Source organism: Streptomyces sp. 8N114 (genome assembly GCF_052245835.1).
In the GTDB taxonomy this organism is placed as follows: domain Bacteria; phylum Actinomycetota; class Actinomycetes; order Streptomycetales; family Streptomycetaceae; genus Streptomyces.
This window is the reverse complement of the sequence record NZ_JBQQBT010000009.1, coordinates 291,288-309,174: the sequence shown is the minus strand read 5'-3', so window position 1 is coordinate 309,174 and position 17,887 is coordinate 291,288. Positions and strand designations below refer to the sequence as shown.

General features: G+C 68.1%; 19 protein-coding genes. 7 read left to right on the top strand and 12 right to left on the bottom strand.

The window, feature by feature from the left end; all coding sequences use genetic code 11:
* Nucleotides 1–203: 203 nt before the first annotated feature.
* From ACTWQF_RS21525 to ACTWQF_RS21490, 8 genes are read right to left on the bottom strand one after another with little or no spacing between them, the layout of a single operon-like run.
* On the bottom strand, nucleotides 204–1,004 hold the full coding sequence (locus ACTWQF_RS21525; RefSeq protein ID WP_443281248.1) for an SDR family NAD(P)-dependent oxidoreductase: 801 nt from the start codon (nucleotides 1,002–1,004) through the stop codon (nucleotides 204–206).
* Between the two features lie 5 nt (nucleotides 1,005–1,009).
* Complete coding sequence (locus tag ACTWQF_RS21520) at nucleotides 1,010–2,503, bottom strand: aldehyde dehydrogenase family protein (RefSeq protein ID WP_443281226.1); 1,494 nt, start codon at nucleotides 2,501–2,503, stop codon at nucleotides 1,010–1,012.
* Nucleotides 2,500–3,381 (bottom strand): ATP-binding cassette domain-containing protein, encoded by an 882-nt coding sequence (locus ACTWQF_RS21515; protein WP_443281225.1) that lies wholly within the window; start codon nucleotides 3,379–3,381, stop codon nucleotides 2,500–2,502. The genes ACTWQF_RS21520 and ACTWQF_RS21515 overlap by 4 nt, the downstream gene beginning before the upstream one ends.
* Entirely contained in the window at nucleotides 3,374–4,453 is a 1,080-nt protein-coding gene (locus tag ACTWQF_RS21510) for an ABC transporter ATP-binding protein (RefSeq protein ID WP_443281224.1), read from the bottom strand. Before ACTWQF_RS21510 ends, ACTWQF_RS21515 begins: the two co-directional genes overlap by 8 nt.
* The gene (locus ACTWQF_RS21505) at nucleotides 4,450–5,328 is read right to left on the bottom strand and encodes an ABC transporter permease (RefSeq protein ID WP_443281223.1); all 879 of its coding nucleotides are present in this window, start codon (nucleotides 5,326–5,328) and stop codon (nucleotides 4,450–4,452) included. Before ACTWQF_RS21505 ends, ACTWQF_RS21510 begins: the two co-directional genes overlap by 4 nt.
* Nucleotides 5,325–6,275 (bottom strand): ABC transporter permease, encoded by a 951-nt coding sequence (locus ACTWQF_RS21500; RefSeq protein ID WP_443281222.1) that lies wholly within the window; start codon nucleotides 6,273–6,275, stop codon nucleotides 5,325–5,327. Before ACTWQF_RS21500 ends, ACTWQF_RS21505 begins: the two co-directional genes overlap by 4 nt.
* 16 nt (nucleotides 6,276–6,291) lie before the next feature.
* A complete protein-coding gene (locus tag ACTWQF_RS21495; RefSeq protein ID WP_443281221.1) occupies nucleotides 6,292–7,821 on the bottom strand; it encodes an ABC transporter substrate-binding protein in 1,530 nt (509 codons plus the stop codon).
* 3 nt (nucleotides 7,822–7,824) lie between these two features.
* A complete protein-coding gene (locus ACTWQF_RS21490) occupies nucleotides 7,825–8,898 on the bottom strand; it encodes an isocitrate/isopropylmalate dehydrogenase family protein (protein ID WP_443281220.1) in 1,074 nt (357 codons plus the stop codon).
* 156 nt (nucleotides 8,899–9,054) lie between these two features.
* On the opposite strand from ACTWQF_RS21490, the gene ACTWQF_RS21485 reads away from it, so the two are divergent.
* Nucleotides 9,055–10,515 carry an amidase gene (locus ACTWQF_RS21485; protein WP_443281219.1) on the top strand — a complete coding sequence of 487 codons (1,461 nt, stop codon included), beginning with the start codon at nucleotides 9,055–9,057 and terminating at the stop codon, nucleotides 10,513–10,515.
* Nucleotides 10,512–11,279: a FadR/GntR family transcriptional regulator gene (locus ACTWQF_RS21480; RefSeq protein ID WP_443281218.1), complete on the top strand. Its 768-nt coding sequence runs from the start codon at nucleotides 10,512–10,514 to the stop codon at nucleotides 11,277–11,279. The genes ACTWQF_RS21485 and ACTWQF_RS21480 overlap by 4 nt, the downstream gene beginning before the upstream one ends.
* A 200-nt stretch (nucleotides 11,280–11,479) precedes the next feature.
* On the opposite strand, the gene ACTWQF_RS21475 is transcribed toward ACTWQF_RS21480, so the two are convergent.
* Nucleotides 11,480–12,364 (bottom strand): NAD(P)-dependent oxidoreductase, encoded by an 885-nt coding sequence (locus ACTWQF_RS21475; RefSeq protein WP_443281217.1) that lies wholly within the window; start codon nucleotides 12,362–12,364, stop codon nucleotides 11,480–11,482.
* 49 nt (nucleotides 12,365–12,413) lie between these two features.
* Here ACTWQF_RS21475 and ACTWQF_RS21470 point away from each other — a divergent pair, with 49 nt between their 5' ends.
* Together ACTWQF_RS21470 and ACTWQF_RS21465 are read left to right on the top strand one after the other, a co-directional pair.
* The gene (locus tag ACTWQF_RS21470; RefSeq protein WP_443281216.1) at nucleotides 12,414–12,821 is read left to right on the top strand and encodes a MerR family transcriptional regulator; all 408 of its coding nucleotides are present in this window, start codon (nucleotides 12,414–12,416) and stop codon (nucleotides 12,819–12,821) included.
* A 198-nt stretch (nucleotides 12,822–13,019) separates the two neighbouring features.
* Complete coding sequence (locus ACTWQF_RS21465; protein WP_443281215.1) at nucleotides 13,020–13,946, top strand: CehA/McbA family metallohydrolase; 927 nt, start codon at nucleotides 13,020–13,022, stop codon at nucleotides 13,944–13,946.
* Nucleotides 13,947–14,199: 253 nt separating this feature from the next.
* On the opposite strand, the gene ACTWQF_RS21460 is transcribed toward ACTWQF_RS21465, so the two are convergent.
* The 3 genes from ACTWQF_RS21460 to ACTWQF_RS21450 form a co-directional block, all read right to left on the bottom strand.
* Nucleotides 14,200–15,105, bottom strand: a complete 906-nt coding sequence (locus ACTWQF_RS21460; protein WP_443281214.1) for a hypothetical protein — start codon at nucleotides 15,103–15,105, stop codon at nucleotides 14,200–14,202.
* 92 nt (nucleotides 15,106–15,197) lie between these two features.
* The gene (locus tag ACTWQF_RS21455) at nucleotides 15,198–15,572 is read right to left on the bottom strand and encodes a peptidase inhibitor family I36 protein (protein WP_443281213.1); all 375 of its coding nucleotides are present in this window, start codon (nucleotides 15,570–15,572) and stop codon (nucleotides 15,198–15,200) included.
* A 65-nt stretch (nucleotides 15,573–15,637) separates the two neighbouring features.
* Nucleotides 15,638–16,015: a peptidase inhibitor family I36 protein gene (locus ACTWQF_RS21450; protein ID WP_443281212.1), complete on the bottom strand. Its 378-nt coding sequence runs from the start codon at nucleotides 16,013–16,015 to the stop codon at nucleotides 15,638–15,640.
* 440 nt (nucleotides 16,016–16,455) lie between these two features.
* Between ACTWQF_RS21450 and ACTWQF_RS21445 the strand changes: the two genes are divergently transcribed.
* From ACTWQF_RS21445 to ACTWQF_RS21435, 3 genes are read left to right on the top strand one after another with little or no spacing between them, the layout of a single operon-like run.
* Nucleotides 16,456–16,782 carry a helix-turn-helix domain-containing protein gene (locus tag ACTWQF_RS21445; RefSeq protein ID WP_443281211.1) on the top strand — a complete coding sequence of 109 codons (327 nt, stop codon included), beginning with the start codon at nucleotides 16,456–16,458 and terminating at the stop codon, nucleotides 16,780–16,782.
* Nucleotides 16,783–16,809: 27 nt separating this feature from the next.
* Nucleotides 16,810–17,115 (top strand): IclR family transcriptional regulator domain-containing protein, encoded by a 306-nt coding sequence (locus tag ACTWQF_RS21440; RefSeq protein ID WP_443281247.1) that lies wholly within the window; start codon nucleotides 16,810–16,812, stop codon nucleotides 17,113–17,115.
* A gap of 59 nt (nucleotides 17,116–17,174) precedes the next feature.
* Nucleotides 17,175–17,855 carry a flavin reductase family protein gene (locus ACTWQF_RS21435; protein WP_443281210.1) on the top strand — a complete coding sequence of 227 codons (681 nt, stop codon included), beginning with the start codon at nucleotides 17,175–17,177 and terminating at the stop codon, nucleotides 17,853–17,855.
* Nucleotides 17,856–17,887: the final 32 nt, after the last annotated feature.

The window sequence follows — 17,887 nt, the reverse complement described above, 5'->3', positions numbered from 1 at the left end:
ACACACCCCCACCGCCCTCGCGATCTCCGCATTCGCGACGCCGTCCTCGAACAACTCGACCGCCCGAACACGACGCGCCTCCGCCAACTGAGGCCGCGACAAAGGAGGAAGGGAGGAGCCGGCAACCAAAGGGGAAGGTTGAAAAGCCACCCCGACAGCCTCCCACCCACACGGCCACCACATACACCGAACTTACGAAAAGATCAGTAGTTGGGCGGCGTGAAGCGGCCGTCGATCGCTGTCCAGCCTCCATCCACGAAAAGCTGGCTTCCCGTGACGAAGGATGACGCGTCCGATGCGAGGTAGACGACGGCGCCGGCCAGCTCGTCGGGCCGGGACCAGCGGCCCAGGGCGCTCTTGCTCGCATACGCCTCCGACCATTCCGGCACTGCCCGGATCTGCGCGGTCAGCGGTGTGTCCACGACGCCCGGTGCCACGGTGTTCACCCGCACCCCCGACGGGCCCAGTTCGGCCGCCGCGGTCCGCAGCAGCTGGACGAGCCCGGCCTTGGTGGCCGCGTACACCCCCTGCCCCGGCTCGACGGCCACCGCGCGAATGGAGCTGAAGCCGATGATGCTTCCCCTGCCGCGTTCGGCCATGCCGCGGCCGAACGCCCGTACCAGGTCGAAGGATGCGCGCAGGTTGAGCGCCACGACCCGCTCGAATTCCTCCGCCGTGTAGTCGAGCAGGTGCTTGCGCACGTTCGTCGCGGCGGTGAAGACGAGCACGTCGACGGGTGCGAGCTCCTCGGCGGCACGCGCGACGGCCTCGCCGTCAAGCACATCGAGGGCGTACGCCGAAAGGCCCGGCCCCATCGACGCCGACTCCGTGGCGGCCTTCAGATCATGGTCGGCGCACACCACCGTGGCGCCGTGCGCGGCGAGGGCCAGGGCGCTCTCGCGGCCGATTCCGCTGCCCGCACCCACCACGACAGCCTTGCGGCCGTCGAGCCTGAACAGGCGGGAGTACGTATCCACCGCATCGGTGCGGTCCTTTGCTTGCATGGTCCTCACGGCTTCGTTGTCGTCGGACGGATCACTGCCATACGGGTCACGGTGAGCTCTTCGATGGCGAACCTCGGGCCCTCTCTCCCGGCCCCGGAGTCCTTCACGCCGCCGTACGGCATGACGTCGGAACGGAAGCCGGGAACCTCATTGACGACCACCCCGCCCACCTCCAGACGGTCGAGAGCGGCGAACGCCGTGTCCAGGGCGCTCGTGTAGACGCTCGCGTGCAGTCCGTAGCGCGAGTCGTTGACCACGTCGAAGGCGGTCTCCAGATCGGGTACGGACCGTACCGCGACCACGGGGCCGAAGACTTCCTCGCCCCAGACGGCCAGGGCTGGGTCCACGTCGAGCAGCACGGCGGGCTCGATCACCCCGTCGGTGACCCTGCCTCCGGCCACCAGCGAAGCGCCCGCCTCCACCGCCTCGTCCAGCCACGCGCACACCCGCTTGGTCGACCGTTCGTCGATGAGCGCCGAGACTTTCGTGGCCGGATCGCGGGGATCGCCCACGACCACCTGGGCCACGCGCTCCGTCAAGCGGGCCACGAACTCCTCCCGTACGGCGTCGACGACGATGACCCGCTGCACGCTGATGCACGCCTGGCCGGACGCGTAGTACCCGCCGCGTACCGCCGCATCGGCGGCGGCGTCGAGGTCGGCGTCGGCGGCCACCACCAACGCGGCGTTGGAGCCGAGTTCGAGCAGCACCTTGGTGGGTGCCGCATCCCGGGCGATCTGGTGGCCCACGGCGGCGGAACCGGTGAAGGACACCGCGCCGATCCTGCGGTCGGTGGTCAGCGCGACGCCCACCTCGGGGCCCCCGGTCACCAGCTGCACCGCAGCTTGCGGCGCGCCGCCGGCGCGAAGGGCCTCGCGAAGGAGGTGCACCAGCCACAGGGTGGCCAGCGGCGTCTGCGGCGCCGGCTTGGCGATGACCGGGCAGCCGGCGGCCAGCGATGGCGCGATCTTGTGCGCGGCGAGCAGCAGCGGGTAGTTGAAGCCCGCGATCCCCACCACCACGCCGATAGGTTTGCGGGTCCAGAAGCCGAGCAGCCCCTCACCCGACGGCAGCAGGTCCAGCGGCACCGTCTCCCCGTGCAGCCGGGCCACTTCCTCGGCCGCCGTCAGCAGTGTCAGCAGGGTGCGGTCCACCTCGACACGGCAGTCGACCAGCGGCTTGCCGGTCTCCAGAACGAGGAGCCGCTCGAAGTCCGCGCGTCGGGAGGCGATCGCCTCGTGCGTCGCGAGCAGCGCCGCCCTGCGGGTGTGCGAGGGGAGCCGTCCGACCCGCCCGCGGACCGCGACGGCTGCGTCCACCGCCTGTCGTGCGAGGGCGGTGTCCCCGACCGGCGCCGGCGCGACGAGCGTCCCGTCGTAGGGAAAGCGGACATCCTCGGCGGCGGGTGCCGCCACCCAGTCGTCGCCGATGGGAAGACCCTCCGGAAACTCCCCCACCACGGGGCTGTCGCCGCCGGCGGGTTCGACGTGCGTAGTCACGGTCGGTACTCCCGGTTGAGGTCGGCCGCCGACACCCCGGACAATGCCTTGCCCAGAGTCGGAACGGCGGCGATGAGCCTGCGCGTGTAGGAATGTTGCGGTTCCTCGTACACCTGCTCCGTGGACCCGGTCTCCACGATCTGCCCGTCGTGCATGACCGCGACCCGGTCGCACACATGACGGACCACGGACAGGTCATGGGAGACGAAGACCAGCGTGAGGGACAGCTCGTCGACGAGGTCGGCGATGAGGTTGAGCACCTGGGCCCGTACGGACACGTCCAGGGCGCTCACCGGCTCGTCGGCCACGATGATCTTCGGACGGGGGGCGAGAGCACGCGCGATCGAGATGCGCTGCCGCTGGCCGCCGGAGAACTGGTGCGGATACCGGTCCGCCGCGTCGGCTCGCAGGCCGACGGCCTCGAGCAACTCGACCACCCGCTCCTTGCGGTTGCGGTGCCCCTGCGCGACGAGCGGCTCGGCCACGATGTCGCCGACGCGCATCCGCGGGTCCAGCGCGCTCATCGGGTCTTGGAACACGAGTTGGAGCCGCTCGCGGACGAACCGCAGCTGTCTCTCCCTCAGCCCGGTGATGTCCCGCCCGTCGATCGCCACGCTGCCGCTGGTGGGGCGGTCGAGCCCGGCCAGAATCCGCAGCAAGGTGGACTTACCGCACCCCGACTCGCCCACGATGCCGAACCGCTGCCCCTCGGGGACGGCGAAGCTGACGCCACGCAGGGCGTGCACCGGCGGGCTGGGGCGGCGCAGCGAGGTACGAGGCCGTCGGTAGTCGCGCGTGATGTCGCGGACGGTGATGGCGTCCACGGGTCCGGTCTGCGACCCGGGGGCGAGCGGGTCGCTGGTCGGCTGCTCAGCCACGGCCGGCCTCCTGATTCGTGGATATGCCGGTCCCGCGTGCACCGTTCTCGGGCACGGGGTGGAAGCAGGCGTAGCCGGAGTCCGGCCCGGTCGGGACCCATTCCGGCCTGGTGGCGCACACCTCGGTCGCCTCGGCGCACCTGTTTCTGAAGACGCATCCGGCGGGGAACCGGCCCGCCGCCGGAACAGAGCCGCCGATCGTGGCCAGCCGGCCGCGGTCGTCGACCACGGTCAGGTCCGACGCGCCGATCAGGCCCTGGGTGTAGCGGTGCCGGGGGCGGGTGAACACCTCACGGACCGGCCCTGACTCGACCAGCCGCCCGCCGTACATGACCATGACCCGCTCGCAGGCGGTGGCCACCACGGCCAGGTCGTGGGTGATGAAGAGCATGGCCGACCTGCGGTCCTGGACGCCCCGCACGATCAGGTCGAGCACCCGTGCCTGCACGGTGACATCGAGCGCGGTGGTGGGTTCGTCGCAGACCAGGAGCGCGGGATCGTTCGCCAGGGCGATGGCCAGCACCACCCGCTGCCGCTGGCCTCCGGAGAACTGGTGCGGGTACGCCTGCGCGGCGGCAGCGGGGTCGGGAAGCCCCACCTGGGCGAGCAGTTCCACGGCGGCGGCCCGGGCGGACGCGCGGTCCGGCCTGGTCCGGTGGACCAGCAGCACCTCGGCGATCTGCCGCCCGACCCTCATCGTGGGGTTCAGAGCGGTCATGGGCTCCTGGAAGACCATGGCGATCTCCTTGCCCCGCACCCGGGACATCCGCGCCTCGTCGGCGCCCACCAGGTCATGGTCGACTCCGGCGAGCCGCACCGAACCCGTGGCCCGGAGCCCCTCGGGGAGCAGGCCCATGACGCTCAGCGCGGTCAGCGACTTGCCCGACCCCGATTCACCGATCAGGCCGACCCGCTCGCCGGCCCGGATGGTGAAGTCGACATCTTCGACGAGCTTGTGGCCACCCACCGCGACATCGAGGTTCCGCACGGCCAGCACGTCATCGGGGGAGCCGGGAGAGCCCGGCCCGGAGGCCGGTGCCGTGTCGGATGCCGTGTCAGGTGCCGGGGTCATCGGCGGTCCTCCAGCTTGGGGTCGAAGCGGTCGCGCAGGCCGTCGCCGAGCAGGTTGAATCCGAGCACCGCCACCGCGATCGCGATGCCCGGAAACACGGCGAGCCGGGGTGCGGACGACAGCATCTCCTGGCTCTCCTGCAGCATCCGGCCCCAGGAGGGCGTAGGGGGCGGGGTTCCGAAGCCCAGGAAAGACAGCGCGGCTTCGGCAAGTACGGCAATGGCGAAACCGACCGACGCCTGCACGATGACGAGGCTGCTGACGTTGGGCAGGACATGCCGCAGGCCGATGGAGAACGGCCCGCGGCCCGCCGCGCGCGCTGCGATGACGTACTCGGTCCTCATGACCTGCAGCGTGCCGCTGCGGATCAGCCGGGCGAAATGGGGGATGGACGCGATGCCGATGGCGATCATCGCGACCAGCGTGCTGCCCCCGTACACGGCGGCGAACATGATGGTCAACAGGAGCGCCGGGAAGGCGAGAAGCAGATCGTTGCCGCGCATCAGCAGCTCGCCGAACCAGCGGGGCGCCATTCCGGCGACGATGCCGAGGGGCACTCCGACCACGGCAGCGACCCCCACCGCCACGAAGCCGACGAACAGCGTGGTGCGCGAGCCCATCAGGATCTGGCTGAACACGTCGCGGCCGAACTTGTCCGTGCCGAACCAGTACTCCAGCGACGGCTTCTGCAGCCGTACCGAGGAGTTCACCAGGGTCGGATCGTGCGGCGTCCACACGAAGGACAGCAGCGCCATGCCGAGCACGACCGTGACGATGAGACCGCCCACCAGGAGGCTGCCCGTCACCGGGCGGCGCCGCCTGCGGCCGTCGGGCACCCCGGACGCCACGGCGGGTTCCATGTCCAGAGCACTCATGACGCACCCGCCCTGAGCCGGGGATCGATCAGCAGGTAGACGAGGTCCACCAGGAAGTTCACGAACAGCACCGCCATTGCGATGATCATGACCACGTCCTGCACCATGAGGAGGTCCCGGTTGGAGACGCTGTCCAGCAGCAGGCTCCCGAGCCCGGGGATGACGAAGACCCGTTCGATGACGACGGCGCCCACCAGCAGCGTGGCGAGCTGCAACGCCAGGACGGTGACCACGGGCACTGCCGCGTTCCGCAGGCCGTGCCGCAGCAGCGCCTGCATCGGCCGGAGCCCTTTGGCGCGGGCGGTGCGCAGATAGTCCTCCCGGAGGACGTCGAGCACGGCGCTGCGGACATAGCGGGTGAGCACTGCTCCCTGCACCACGCCGAGGGACAGCGCGGGCAGCACCAGTTGCTTGAGGAACAGGACGGGATCCTGCGCCGGGGGTGTCCAGCCGTTGGCCGGCAGCCACCCGAGTCCCACCGCGAACACGGTGATCAGGAGGATGCCCGCGAGGAAAGCCGGGATGGCCACGCCGACTTGGGACAGCGCCGAGAGAATGAGCCCGGACGGCCTGCGGTGCCGCACAGCCATGAGCGTTCCCAGGGGGAGCGCCAGGATGCAGGCGATCAGCATCCCGGCGCCGACGAGCCACATGGTGACCTGGAGGCGGTCGGCGATCTGCGGGCCGATCGGCGTGTGGGAGATGTAGGAGTTCCCCGGGTCGAAGGTCAGCAGCCCGTGTACCCAGCTGAAGTACTGGGCCACGAGCGGCCGGTTGAGCCCGAACTCCTCGCGCAGTTGCGCCACAGCCGCGTCCGACGCGCTGGTGCCGAGGGCGACGCGGGCGGGATCCCCTGGCAGCACCGCCATGAACGCGAACACCAGCACGGAGCTCACGACGAGGCTGGCCAGGAGGACCCCGAGCCGCTGCACTAGACGGACGATCATCGGTTGAGGCCGCCTTTCACGACCGGCCGACGCCGGTGAGATCCAGCGACTCGGAGACGTAGTTGACGGGCAGGCCGGTGATGTCCTTCTCCGCCACCATCAGGTTCGGCAGCATGAACAGAAAGTCGGCCGCGGCGTCCTTGGACAGCAGCCGGGCAGCCGCCCGCATATTGGCAACCTGCTCCTGCTGGGTGCCCTCGTCCGCCTTCTTCAGCAACTTGCGGAATTCAGGGTTGTCGTAGCGGGTGTAGAAGGACTTGCTTCCGAACACCGTCCCCATATCGCGGGGTTCCACATGCGCGATGATGGACATGTCGTAGTCGGCGTTCTTGAACACGGTGGACAGCCAGGCGGCGGGGAACTCCAGCTGGTCGAGCTTGACCTTGAACCCGGCCTGTTCGAGCTGGCTCTTGACCACGGTGCCGCACGCGGTGGCGTAAGGCAGCGTCGGAATCCGCAGCCGCAGCGTACGGCCGGCCACGCCGGACTCCTTGAGGAGCTTCTTGGCCTTGCTGCGGTCGTACGGATACTGCTTGGTGAGATTCTGGTACCACGGGTCGGTCGGAGGCACCATGCTTCCGATGAGCTTGCCGCGGCCTGCCCAGCAGGTGTCCATCAGGGATTTGTGGTCGATGGCATAGCGCACTGCCTGGCGGGCCTTCAGGCTCCGCAGCGGGCCCGAGCCGTTGTTGAGGGCGAGGAGCACCTCGGAGTTGGTCGAGCCCTCGGTGACCTTGTACTTCGGGTTCTTCTCGAACCGGTCCAGAGCATCCGGGGGCTGCATCGTGCCGATCACGTTGAGGGTGCCCGTCAGCAGCGCGTTGTGCATGGCCGTCGGGTCCTTGAAGTACTTGAGGGTGACCGAAGCGAAGTTCGGTTTGCGTCCCCAGTAGTCCTCATTGCGGGCCAGCGTGATCGAGTCGCCGCGGTTCCACTTCTTCACCGTGTACGGGCCGGTGCCCACCGGCTTGGTGGCCAGCTTGCTCACGCCGGTCCGGCTGAACATCGCGCCGATGCGGGTGGTCATCCGGTACAGCCAGTCGTTGCTCGGTCTCTTCAGGGTGACCTTGAGCTCGGTGGGCGATACCGCCTGCGCCTTGTCCACGACATCCATCTGGGACTTCTGCACAATCGTCCAGTCGGACTTGACGCGTTCGATGGAGAACTTGGCGTCCTCGGCCGTGAACGGTTTGCCGTTGCTGAACTTGGCGTCCTTCACCAGCTGGAAGGTGTAGGTCTTGCGGTCCTTGGACAGGCTCCACGATTTGGCCAGACCGGGCTTGATCTTCCCGGACTGGTCCACCTTCACCAGGTTCTCGTAGACGTTGTAGAGCAGTGCCTGCGGAATGGCGGCGCCTTCGGTCTTGGTGAAGTCGAGGTTGGCCGGCTCGGCGATGAGGCCGACCTTCAGACTGCCGTTGGCTTTCCCGCTGCCGTTGCTGTTCCCGTCTGCCGTGGACCCGGCCGAGCAGGCTGCCAGCAGCAGGCAGGAGAGCGTGGCTGCGACCGTCCCGGTGTTCCGCGTCGGCTGCTTGTTTGGCCTCATATTCTATCCCTGGCTTTCCATGGTGTGCAGGACCGCGGATGTGACGTCCGCTGTGGTGGCGTTACCGCCGAGGTCGGCCGTGTGGTGCCTGGTATCTCGCAAGGTGCCCGCCACCGCGTCGCGGACGCGGCGAGCCGCGCCGGAGTGGCCGAGGTCGTCGAGCAGCAGTGCGCCGGAGAGCATGCATGCCACCGGGTTCGCCATGCCCTTCCCGGCGATGTCGGGCGCGGAGCCGTGGACGGGTTCGTAGATGCCCGGCACGTCCGAGCCCGGAAGAACGTTAGCGCTGGGTGCCATGCCCATACCGCCGGCGAGCACCGCGGCGAGGTCGGACAGGATGTCGCCGAACAGGTTGCTGGTGAGCAGGACGTCAAGGGATCGCGGAGCCTGGATCATGCGCGCTGCCATGGCGTCGACCAGCACGGTTTCCAGCCGGACCGCCGGGTAGTGTGCGCCGACCTCGCGCACCACCCGGTCCCACAGCGGATAGCCGTATCGCATTGCGTTGGACTTGGTCACCAGGCACAGACGCCCCGACCGCCGAGCGGCCAGGGCGAAGGCGTGGTGGGCAGCGCGCTCGATGACGCGGCGGGAGTGCACGGCGATCTCGATGCCGAGATCGTGTCCGCTGCCGGCGTGCGCGACGCCGCCGGCGCCGACGTACTCGCCCTCGGTGTTCTCGCGAACGATCACCAGGTCCACGCCCTCGGTGTCGCGCACTTTGGTGGGGACGCCGGGGAACGCGCGCACCGGGCGGAGGTTCACGGCGAGGTCGAGTTGCTGCCGCAGGCCGATGATCAGGCCCCAGATCAGTTCGTGCTCCGGCACATCGGGGCGTCCGACGGCGCCGAACAGCACGGCGTCCGCCTCTTTGACGAGCTCGGCCGCATCGTCCGGCATCGCCACGCCCTGCCGGAGGAACCGCTCGCCTCCCCAGTCGTACGAGGTCACGTCGAGCCGGTGGCCGTCGGCCTCCAGCGCGGTGCGGAGCACGGGCACGGTCGCCGCGACGACCTCAGGGCCGATTCCGTCGCCCGGTATGGCGGCGAGCCGCACGACTGTGGTCTCCCGCGTCATGGACGGCACCTTTCGCTATGACTGGCCTGACCAGTAAGCTCGCTTGCCAGGTACCGTGACGACTGGAGCTGTTCTTGTCAAGGGTTCGAATGCCCCAGGGGCCCGAGCCAGGTATCCGGGCAAACGAGCCCGGTATCCGAGCAAAGGAGAGTGCGGGTGCACACGGAACAGGACCTGGCCGCCATGCCGGCCGTCGAGATGGTGGCAGGATTCGCTGACCGCACGTTGTCGCCGGTCCAGGTCCACGACGCCGTCCAGTCGGTGATCGAGGCGCGCGAGAGTGTGCTCAACGCGTTCTGGGTGCGGGATCCGGAGGAGTCCCGTAAGGCAGCCGTGGCCAGCGAGGCCCGATGGGCGGCGGGGGAACCGCTCGGTCTCATCGACGGCGTGCCCGTGACTCTGAAGGAGAACGTCGCCCGCAAGGGCGTCCCCATGCCCTCGGGCAACGCGGGCTCCGAGCCGGTCGTCCCCGAGATGGATGCGCCCATCACCGCGCGGGTCGTCGAATCCGGTGGGGTGATACTCGGATCGACCGTGATGCCGGACTGGGGCATGCTCTCCTCGGGCGTCTCCAGCCGGCACGGCATCTCCCGCAGCCCCTGGAACCCTGCCTGGACCACGGGCGGTTCCAGCTCCGGTGCGGGGGCCGCGGCCGCCGGGGGGTACGGTCCGCTCCACGTCGGCACCGACATCGGGGGATCGATCCGACTGCCGGGCACCTGGCTGGGCCTCGCCACGCTCAAGCCCAGCTACGGGAGAATCCCGCTGGACACCCCGTACTTGGGGCGCAACGCCGGCCCCATGACGCGTACGGTTGCGGACGCGGCCCTGTTCATGCGTGTCCTGAGCCGACCGGATCCCCGGGACTGGTCGAGCCTGCCGCCGCAGGACATCGACTGGTCGGCGCTGGAGGGCGAGGTACGCGGACTGCGGGTGGGGGTGCACTTGGACGCCGGCTGTGGAGAGCCGTGCGACGCCGAGATCCTCGCCGCGGTGAACCGTGCCGCCGGGGTCTTCGAGACGGCGGGAGCCGTCGTCGAGCCGGTCGAGCCGTATCTGAGCCAGGATCTGCTGGACGACCTGGACCTGTTCTGGCGGGTGCGGTCCTGGAACGACTTCCGCGAACTGGCACCCGAGGCGGGGCTGCGCGTCCACCCCCACATCATCCAGTGGTGTCAGGGGGGCGCGGACGTGCCCGGCACGAAGGTGCTCCAGTGCTACCAGCAGATCATGCGCATCCAGGCACAGACCGTGGCGGCAACGCTCCCGTACGATCTGGTGCTCTCGCCGGTGGCTCCGGTGGCGGCGTTTCCCGCTGAGCAGCCGATGCCGTTCATGGGGGACGGGAAGAACATGTCCCACATCGGCTTCACCGCGCCGTACAACATGTCGGGGCAGCCTGCGGCGACCGTCAACTGCGGTTTCACGGCGGACGGTCGGCCCATCGGGGTGCAGATAGCGGGCCGCCGCTTCGACGACCTCGGCGTCCTGAGGGCAGCGGCGTGGTACGAACACAACCGGCCTGCCGACGCGGTCCCGCGCTGGCCGGACAGCGCCCTCGGCGCTGTCACGGGGGAGAACACGACACGGACCACGCTCGAAGGGGAGAAGCAGTGAGTGACGGGGCACAGTTCCGGCAGGTTGCGCCGGTACGGCTCTACCAGCGCATCGTCGAGCAGATCGAGCAGGCGATCGCGCAAGGTGACTTGAAGCCCGGTCAACGGCTGCCGAGCGAGCGAGAGCTGGTGACGCAGTTCGGGGCGAGCCGCCCCACAGTGCGGGAGGCATTGCGCGTGCTGGAGAGCAACGGCCTCGTCCGCTCGCGCCCGGGTGACCCGAACGGTCCGGAGATCCTGCCGTTCTCGTCGGCCGGTCTGACCAAGGAGATGACCCGGCTCGTCCAGTTCGACAACATGTCGATGGCCGAGTTGATCTCGTTCCGCATGATCCTCGACGGGTCGGCGAGCATGCTGGCGGCTCGGCTGCGGACCGAGGAGCAGCTGTCTGCCATGGAACGGACGCTTGCCGTCATGTCGGACGCGATCGAGACAGGGTACGAGGAGTTCAGCAAGGCGGACGTCGCATTCCATGAGGCGGTGGCCCTGGCCAGCCGCAACTCCCTCATCGAGGTCTGCAACCAGGTGGTCCGGGGCGCTGTCCTCTCGCTGATCTCGGACAAGGTCGCCCATGCGCTCAACAGCACGGCGCTCATGCGGGAGTCGCTCCACCACCACCAGGAGGTGCTCGAGGCGATCCGGGTACGGGACGGCCAGGCGGCAGCACGCATCTCGCGGCGCACACTCTTCGACTACTACGCCGGCTACGTCCCCGAGGACGAGCAGGGGCCGCTGCTCGCGCTCGTGGACGACGAAGAGACCTGAGCCCCACACCTGTACGCGCCGCCCCAGGGCTTGCCCGGCGGATCTTGTCCCGCTCCTCCGTTGTTCCGGTGAGGGGGTGCCCCTGCTCGACGCTTGCGGGATGCGGGTCGCTCCCCCAAGCTCTTCGAGCAGGGGGTACCCCCAGGGCGCAGGGTGGGCAAGCGCAGCCCCCATGCCGGGCAGGCAAGATCCGCGGGGTGTCAATGGTGGCGGGGTTTGCGGAACTCTTCGATCAGCACGGGATACTGCTCTCCGCCGTGTCCGGCGGCGATCGAGCGGTCGGCCATCGCCTTGATCAGTTTCGGCAGTTCGGCGTTGACACCCACCGCTTCGCTCTCCTCGATCAAGTGTGCCATCGCCCGCGCGTCGGTCTCCAGGGCCGACACCTCGGCCGGGAAGGAGCCGCTGTCGATCTGCTCGGCATATCCAGGCAGCCATTCGGCCACACCGGCAGCGATCTGCTGCGCGAACGGCGCATACGTTGCGGCGTCGACACCGGCCGTCCTGAGCATGGCAGTGCCCTGCAGCCAGGCGTTCAGGACGCTCCACATCATGGCCAGGCCGGCCACGTCGTACAGCGACGCCAGCCCATGGTCCGGGCCAAGGTAGGTGACGGTGCCGAGTGCGCCAAGCGTTGACTTGTGCGCCTCGAAGTCCGGCTGCGGCCCGCTCTGCAGAATCACCGCCTCGGCGGTCCCGATCGCCGGCGGGACGGCCATGATGGCGCCGTCCAGGTAACGGGCGCCTCGCTGCTCGGCCCATCGGGCGGCTTCCCGGGCCTGGGCCGAGTCGCCCGAGGTCAGGTTGACCAACATCGTGCCGTCCAGCTCGATATCGCTCGCGCCGAGCAGCTCGTGCATGGCCTGGTAGTCGGTGAGGCAGATGATCGTCAGGGACCCAGACTTGAGCGCGTCGCCAACGGTCGGCGCCAGCCGTGCCCCCTCGGCCACCAGCTGGTCCGCCTTGGAGGTCGTACGGTTCCACACTGTTGTGGGGTGCCCGGCTTTCAGGAAGGCGCCGGCGAGTGCCTGGCCCATCAGTCCGAGTCCGATGACTGATACGGGTGTTTCGGGTTTGTTGTTCATGGCAGCATCGTCAACGTTGATACCGGTGTGAAGGTCAAGTGGGGTTTCGATGCGGATCGGGGAACTGAGTCGTCGGACGGGCGTCAACGCCCATCAGTTGCGCTACTACGAGGCCCAGGGCCTGCTGGAGGCAGACCGCGGCGTCAATGGCTACCGCGAGTACGACGAGAACGCCGTGCTGCGGGTGAGGCAGATCCGGCACCTGCTCGGTGCCGGTTTGTCCTCCGAGGACATCGCCTACCTGCTGCCCTGTGCGGTCGGAGAGGCACCGAAACTGCCCGGGTGCCCCGAGTTGCTGGCCGCGCTGCGGTCACGGCTGCAGCGACTGGACGCTCAGATGGACAGGCTCGCTCAATCCCGCGACGCTCTTGCCGACTACATTGATGCGGCCGAGCGCACGGGCGCCGAGAGCTATCCGCCCTTCGACGACGCTGACCTGGAGCCCGTCCCCGTCTAGCCGTGTCCGGCGGTTCTTCCCCTGCCCGGCACCGTTGTTCCGGTGAGGGGGTGCCCCTGCTCGGCGCTTGCGGACTGGTCCGGCACCGCAGCGACCACACCGAGGGGCCGAGCAGCCCGCCGACACGGCTCCACAGGTCAGCCGCGATTCGGTCCACTGTCGCGCAAGTCGAGGACGGACAACTGAGGGGGGACTCGCGTGATCGATCTGCCGTTCAACCAGCCTGGTCGTTTCTGGAAGGGCAATCTGCACACTCACTCCGATCGATCCGACGGAGCGCTCTCCCCCGAGGAGACGGTGCGCCTCTATCGGGAGGCCGGATATGACTTCCTGGCCGTCACCGATCACTTTCGGGCCGAGTACGGCTTCCCCCTCACGGACACTCGGTCGTTGCGTACCCGCGGATTCACCACATTGCTGGGCGCCGAACTCCACGCCCCGCGCACCGAGGCCGGACCGAAGTGGCACATTGTCGCTGTAGGACTCCCCCTCGACTTCTCGCCGCCCGAGCCTGGCGAAAGCGGTCCGGATCTGGCGCGCCGGGCACGCACCGCGGGCGCGTTCATCGGCATGGCCCATCCGGCGGCTTCACTGCTCACCGCTGCTGATGCCGAAACCCTGGACGCGGCCCACGCGGTCGAGGTCTACAACGCGCTGTCGGCCCGCGAGGACCGGGGCGAGAGCTGGCACTTGACCGACGTCCTGCTCAACCGGGGACACCGCCTGCACGCCTACGCCGCCGACGATGCCCACTTCCAGCCCCAGGACCCGCCGGGGTGCGCGGCCTGGGTACAGGTCCGCGCCCAGTCCCTCGACCCGGCGGCGCTCCTCTACTCCCTCAAAGCCGGCCACTACTACTCCAGTACCGGCCCCGAGCTGCTCGACATTCGACTCGAAGAGGGCCTGATCAAAGTGCGCTGCTCGCCGGCGCGCAAGGTCTTCCTCAGCGGGGGCGCTCCAGGCGCTCAGGTGATCGAGGGCGAAGCGTTGACGGAGGCTTCCCTGCCTGTGGCGATGTTCGAACGTGGCTACTGCCGGGTGACCGTCGAGGATGCCGACGGAGGACGCGCCTGGAGCAACCCGATCCAGTTGGGAGCACGGTCCCACGCTTCCACTCAGGTCTAGAAGGCATCAGCCGGTCAGCCCCCGCGTTCTGGCGGCCTGTCCTTCATGTGCGCTCCGGCGGCGGGGCCGTCGTTGTCGACCGTGGGCGTCGGGCGGTCTGGTGCGAAGGAGAGGCGGTGGCGTTCCCAGGCGTAGGACGTATCCAGATACCAGATCACGTTCCGGCAGCCGGATTTCGAGGTCTCGTACGACAGTCGCGAATCGGCGCCGAGCGGCGTGTGGCACCGATGATGCGGCAGTTACTGCCTACCGGTCAGTCCCGGCCGAGGATGCGACGGGCGGCCTTGAGCTGGATGTCCTTGGTCGCCTTCAGCGCCCGGAACTCCTTTGTGTGACTGCGAATGGTGTCGTTCTGGATGCGCTTCTCCGCCGCCATCCAGATGGCCGCGAGGTCGGTTTTTTCCTTGCACCGCACATCCGCTTGGGCAGCGCGGATCTCCTTGCGGGAGGGCTTGTCCGATCCCCACCGTTTGTCGGTGACGGCCGCGAGCGGGTCCTGGTAGCGAAATCCGGCGTCCTTCATACAGGCGCTCCAGGAGCGGAAGCCGCGCTTGACCTTCTCATCACGCTGGGACGCGTCAAAGGTCTGCTTGATGTGTTCGTTGAAGAGGGAGATTTTGATCTCCGGCGCCCCCTTCATCATCCGCGTGCGGGCCTTCTTCAGACAACCACCGGGTCCGGGTTTGGACTTGTCCCCATACGCGGCCTGCTGTTCCTTGGACGAAAGCTGACCTTCCAGGTCGTCGAGTTTCGCATTGCGCCGGGCCACGGACGGCCTGTCCTGGGGATCGTGGTAACCGAAGACCCGGGCAGCGTCCGGCTCAACCACCCCATAGCGGCGGCGATTGGGCGGCGCGATATCGCGCTCGGCGGGACGCGGAACCACCGTCCATTTCATGCCCCGCTCACGCATGCACTCCCCGACCAGGGAATCCTCAGCCGTGTCGATCCGCATACCCTCGGCCGGGGAGATGTTGTACGCATCGAAGGGCACGGTGATTTCACGCGCCTGCTTCCCCGGCACCGGAACAGTCCCGGCCTTCCAGCCGCCGCCCGCCCGCTCCTCCCGCGGTCCGGACGACGAATCCGACCCCGACGCGGAACACCCCACTGCCGCGACGGCGAGCAGCAGGGCCGGGCCCCACAGCCGAACGGACACGCTGTACTCCTCGTACTCTTCTCACACCGTGCACGGCGTGTGGCGCCGGGTGGAGGCACCACACACCGCCTGACATCACTACGACTCGACGACTACTTCATGGAGCTCGTCTTGTTGTCCCACCCGTTGTTCGTGAAGTCCGCGTCCACGCTGTCGGGCTTCGCGCGGTAGCCATGCGAGCCGGCGCAGCCGGTCCTGTCGTAGAGGTACACGCTTCGGTTCGACCGGTTGATCATCGAGCTCGCCCAGTTGCCGTTGCCCGTGTTGCGGCAGCGGCCGTCCGGAGTGGTCGACCACTCGCGGACAGTGCCACCGGCACCCTCGTTGTAGTCATCGTGCTCATACAGGCAGAACTGGTTGCGGAGGGTGCAGTGCCAGGAAGAGTCCGCCTGTGCAGTTGCACTGAAGCCTATGACACCCGACGCCGCAAGCGTGAGTGTTCCGACGGCGGCAAGAATGCGCCTCATGGTCTGTCCTTTTCTTTTCTCATCGACACCTACGATTTGATGGAGCCAGTCTTTCTGCAACCGCACTAAAACCTCATGGACGTGGCCTTGTTGTCGAACCCGTTGCCGGTGAGGTCCTTGTCCTCGCTCTTGGGCTTGGCTGCGTACCCGGACGAGCCCGCGCAGTTGGCCTTGTCGTACAGCCGCACTCGATTTCTCGACTGGTTGATCATCGAGCTCCCCTTGTTGTTCATGAGGCTGCCGACGTTGTCGCAGCCTTCGTCCTGAGGAGTCGTCAAGTAGTCTCCGTCGAAGTCGTCATGCTCGTACAGGCAGAACTCCGTGCTGAACTTGCACTGCGGCACGTCGATCCGGGTGTCGGCCTGCGACGCCGGAGTGAAAGCCACAAGGCTCGCCACGCTCAGCGAAAGGGCACCAAGAGCGAGAGTGACCGTGCGCTTCATACAGAAACCCTTCTCCATGAGAGACATGCGGCGCTGGCAACACGTAAGCCGCAAGAGAATTGACGGCACGGCAAAGAGAGGGACCTCAACTGGCCGGGTCCAGGCCAATCACGTTCGATGCACTCAGCAACGGCGCGCTGACAGCGAGACAACCGCGCGCATCACGTAGTCCCCTCTCCTGCGCACCAGAAATCGCTCGAAGTATAACCCTGGAACCCCGCCAGTCCACCCCTTTCCTATTCTCAACCCACAAGCAGCGAGGGCCGGTTGAGCGTCAACGCCGGCATGTCCCGCAGGATGCCGCCGACGGGGTTGCCGGGGGACGAGGGAGTGGGCGAGGACGGGCCGGGCTGCTGCGGGTCATCCGATCTTCAGCGCTCCGGATTCGAGGTAGTTCTGAGGGCTTGGCAGCCGCGCGGTCCGGTCATGAGCGTTGCTGGATGGTCCCCTGGGTTACCAATCGGAGCCCAGCGAAAGCGCTGTCCAGCAAGCTGAGCGACGAACAATGTGGTGTGTGGAGAGTGACTGCGAGCGCAGGCGATCCGGGGAGCCTCGTACCTGCCGTAACGCGGGCGGTTTCGATCCTCGACACGCTCGCCGATGCGGAGGGCAAGCCGCTGTCGGTCAGCGAGATCGCCCGGACGCTGAGCCTGCCGAAGTCCTCGACAGGCAATCTGTGCGCCTCACCGCGAACATCGGCGACCGCTTCCCTGCCACCTGCACCGCCACCGGCAAGGCGATCCTGTCCATCATGGATCCCGCCGTAGTGGAGGACCGGCTGCGCGGACGCCCCCCTGCCCCAGCTCAGCGAGCGGTCCATCACCACGGTGCCGGCCCTGCTGGACGACCTGGCCGCCACCCGCGCCCGCGGTTACTCCATCGACGACGAGGAGACCACCACCGGCATCGTCTGCCTGGCCGTGCCCGTAAGCGGGCTGCGGACGGACTCCACGCCCTTCGCCGTCAGCGTCACCGTGCTCAAGGCCCGGCTCGACGATGCCTTCCGCAGCGCCTTGCCGACCGATCTGCAGACAATCACCCGAGGGCTGGGGAACCCCATGCTTCCCGTCACGACGGGACAAGGGACGACGACCGGCTGATCACCGGAGCCACTGGACTTCGGCTGTCGCCGAAGCATTCGGACATTAATGTCCCCGCCATGGACACCACATCACTCGGCACACCGTCCGCCGAAGAGCCTTACTCCCACATAGTCATCGAGCCCAGCATTCTGTACTTCGGCACTCCCGTCGTGCTTCTTTCGACGGAGAATCCGGACGGTTCCTTCAACGTGGCCCCGATGTCCTCCGCCTGGGCGCTCGGACAGACCATCGTGCTCGGGCTGGGAGCCGACGGGCAGACCGCACACAACCTCGGCGACCGGCCCGACCTGGTGGTGAATCTGCCCACCCCCGCGATGTGGGAAGCCGTGGAACGCTTGGCATCACTGACCGGCCGTCATCCGGTGCCGCCGACCAAGCCGAATGGCTGCCGATTCGAGCCGGACAAATTCACCGCGGCCGGCCTGCGGGCAGAACGCTCCCATAGCGTCAGGCCGCCTCGAATCACTGAATGCCCCCTCCAACTCGAGGCCGTCGCCCAACGCGTAGCGCCGGACGCCTCGAAAGACTTCGTCATCGTCGAGGCCGTCGTCAAAAGAGTGCACGCCGACCCGGGCATCGTCGTCCCCGGAACTCATCACATCGACCCCGCAACCTGGAGCCCACTCATTTACAACTTCCGCCACTACTTCGGACTCGGCGGGGAACTCGGCCACTCCTACCGCACCGAGACGCCCCACGAGTCGGCCCATGGTCGGGTGTCCGGAAAACGAGCGTGAGGCGGAGACGGCCCGCCGCCCTGGTGAGCCGC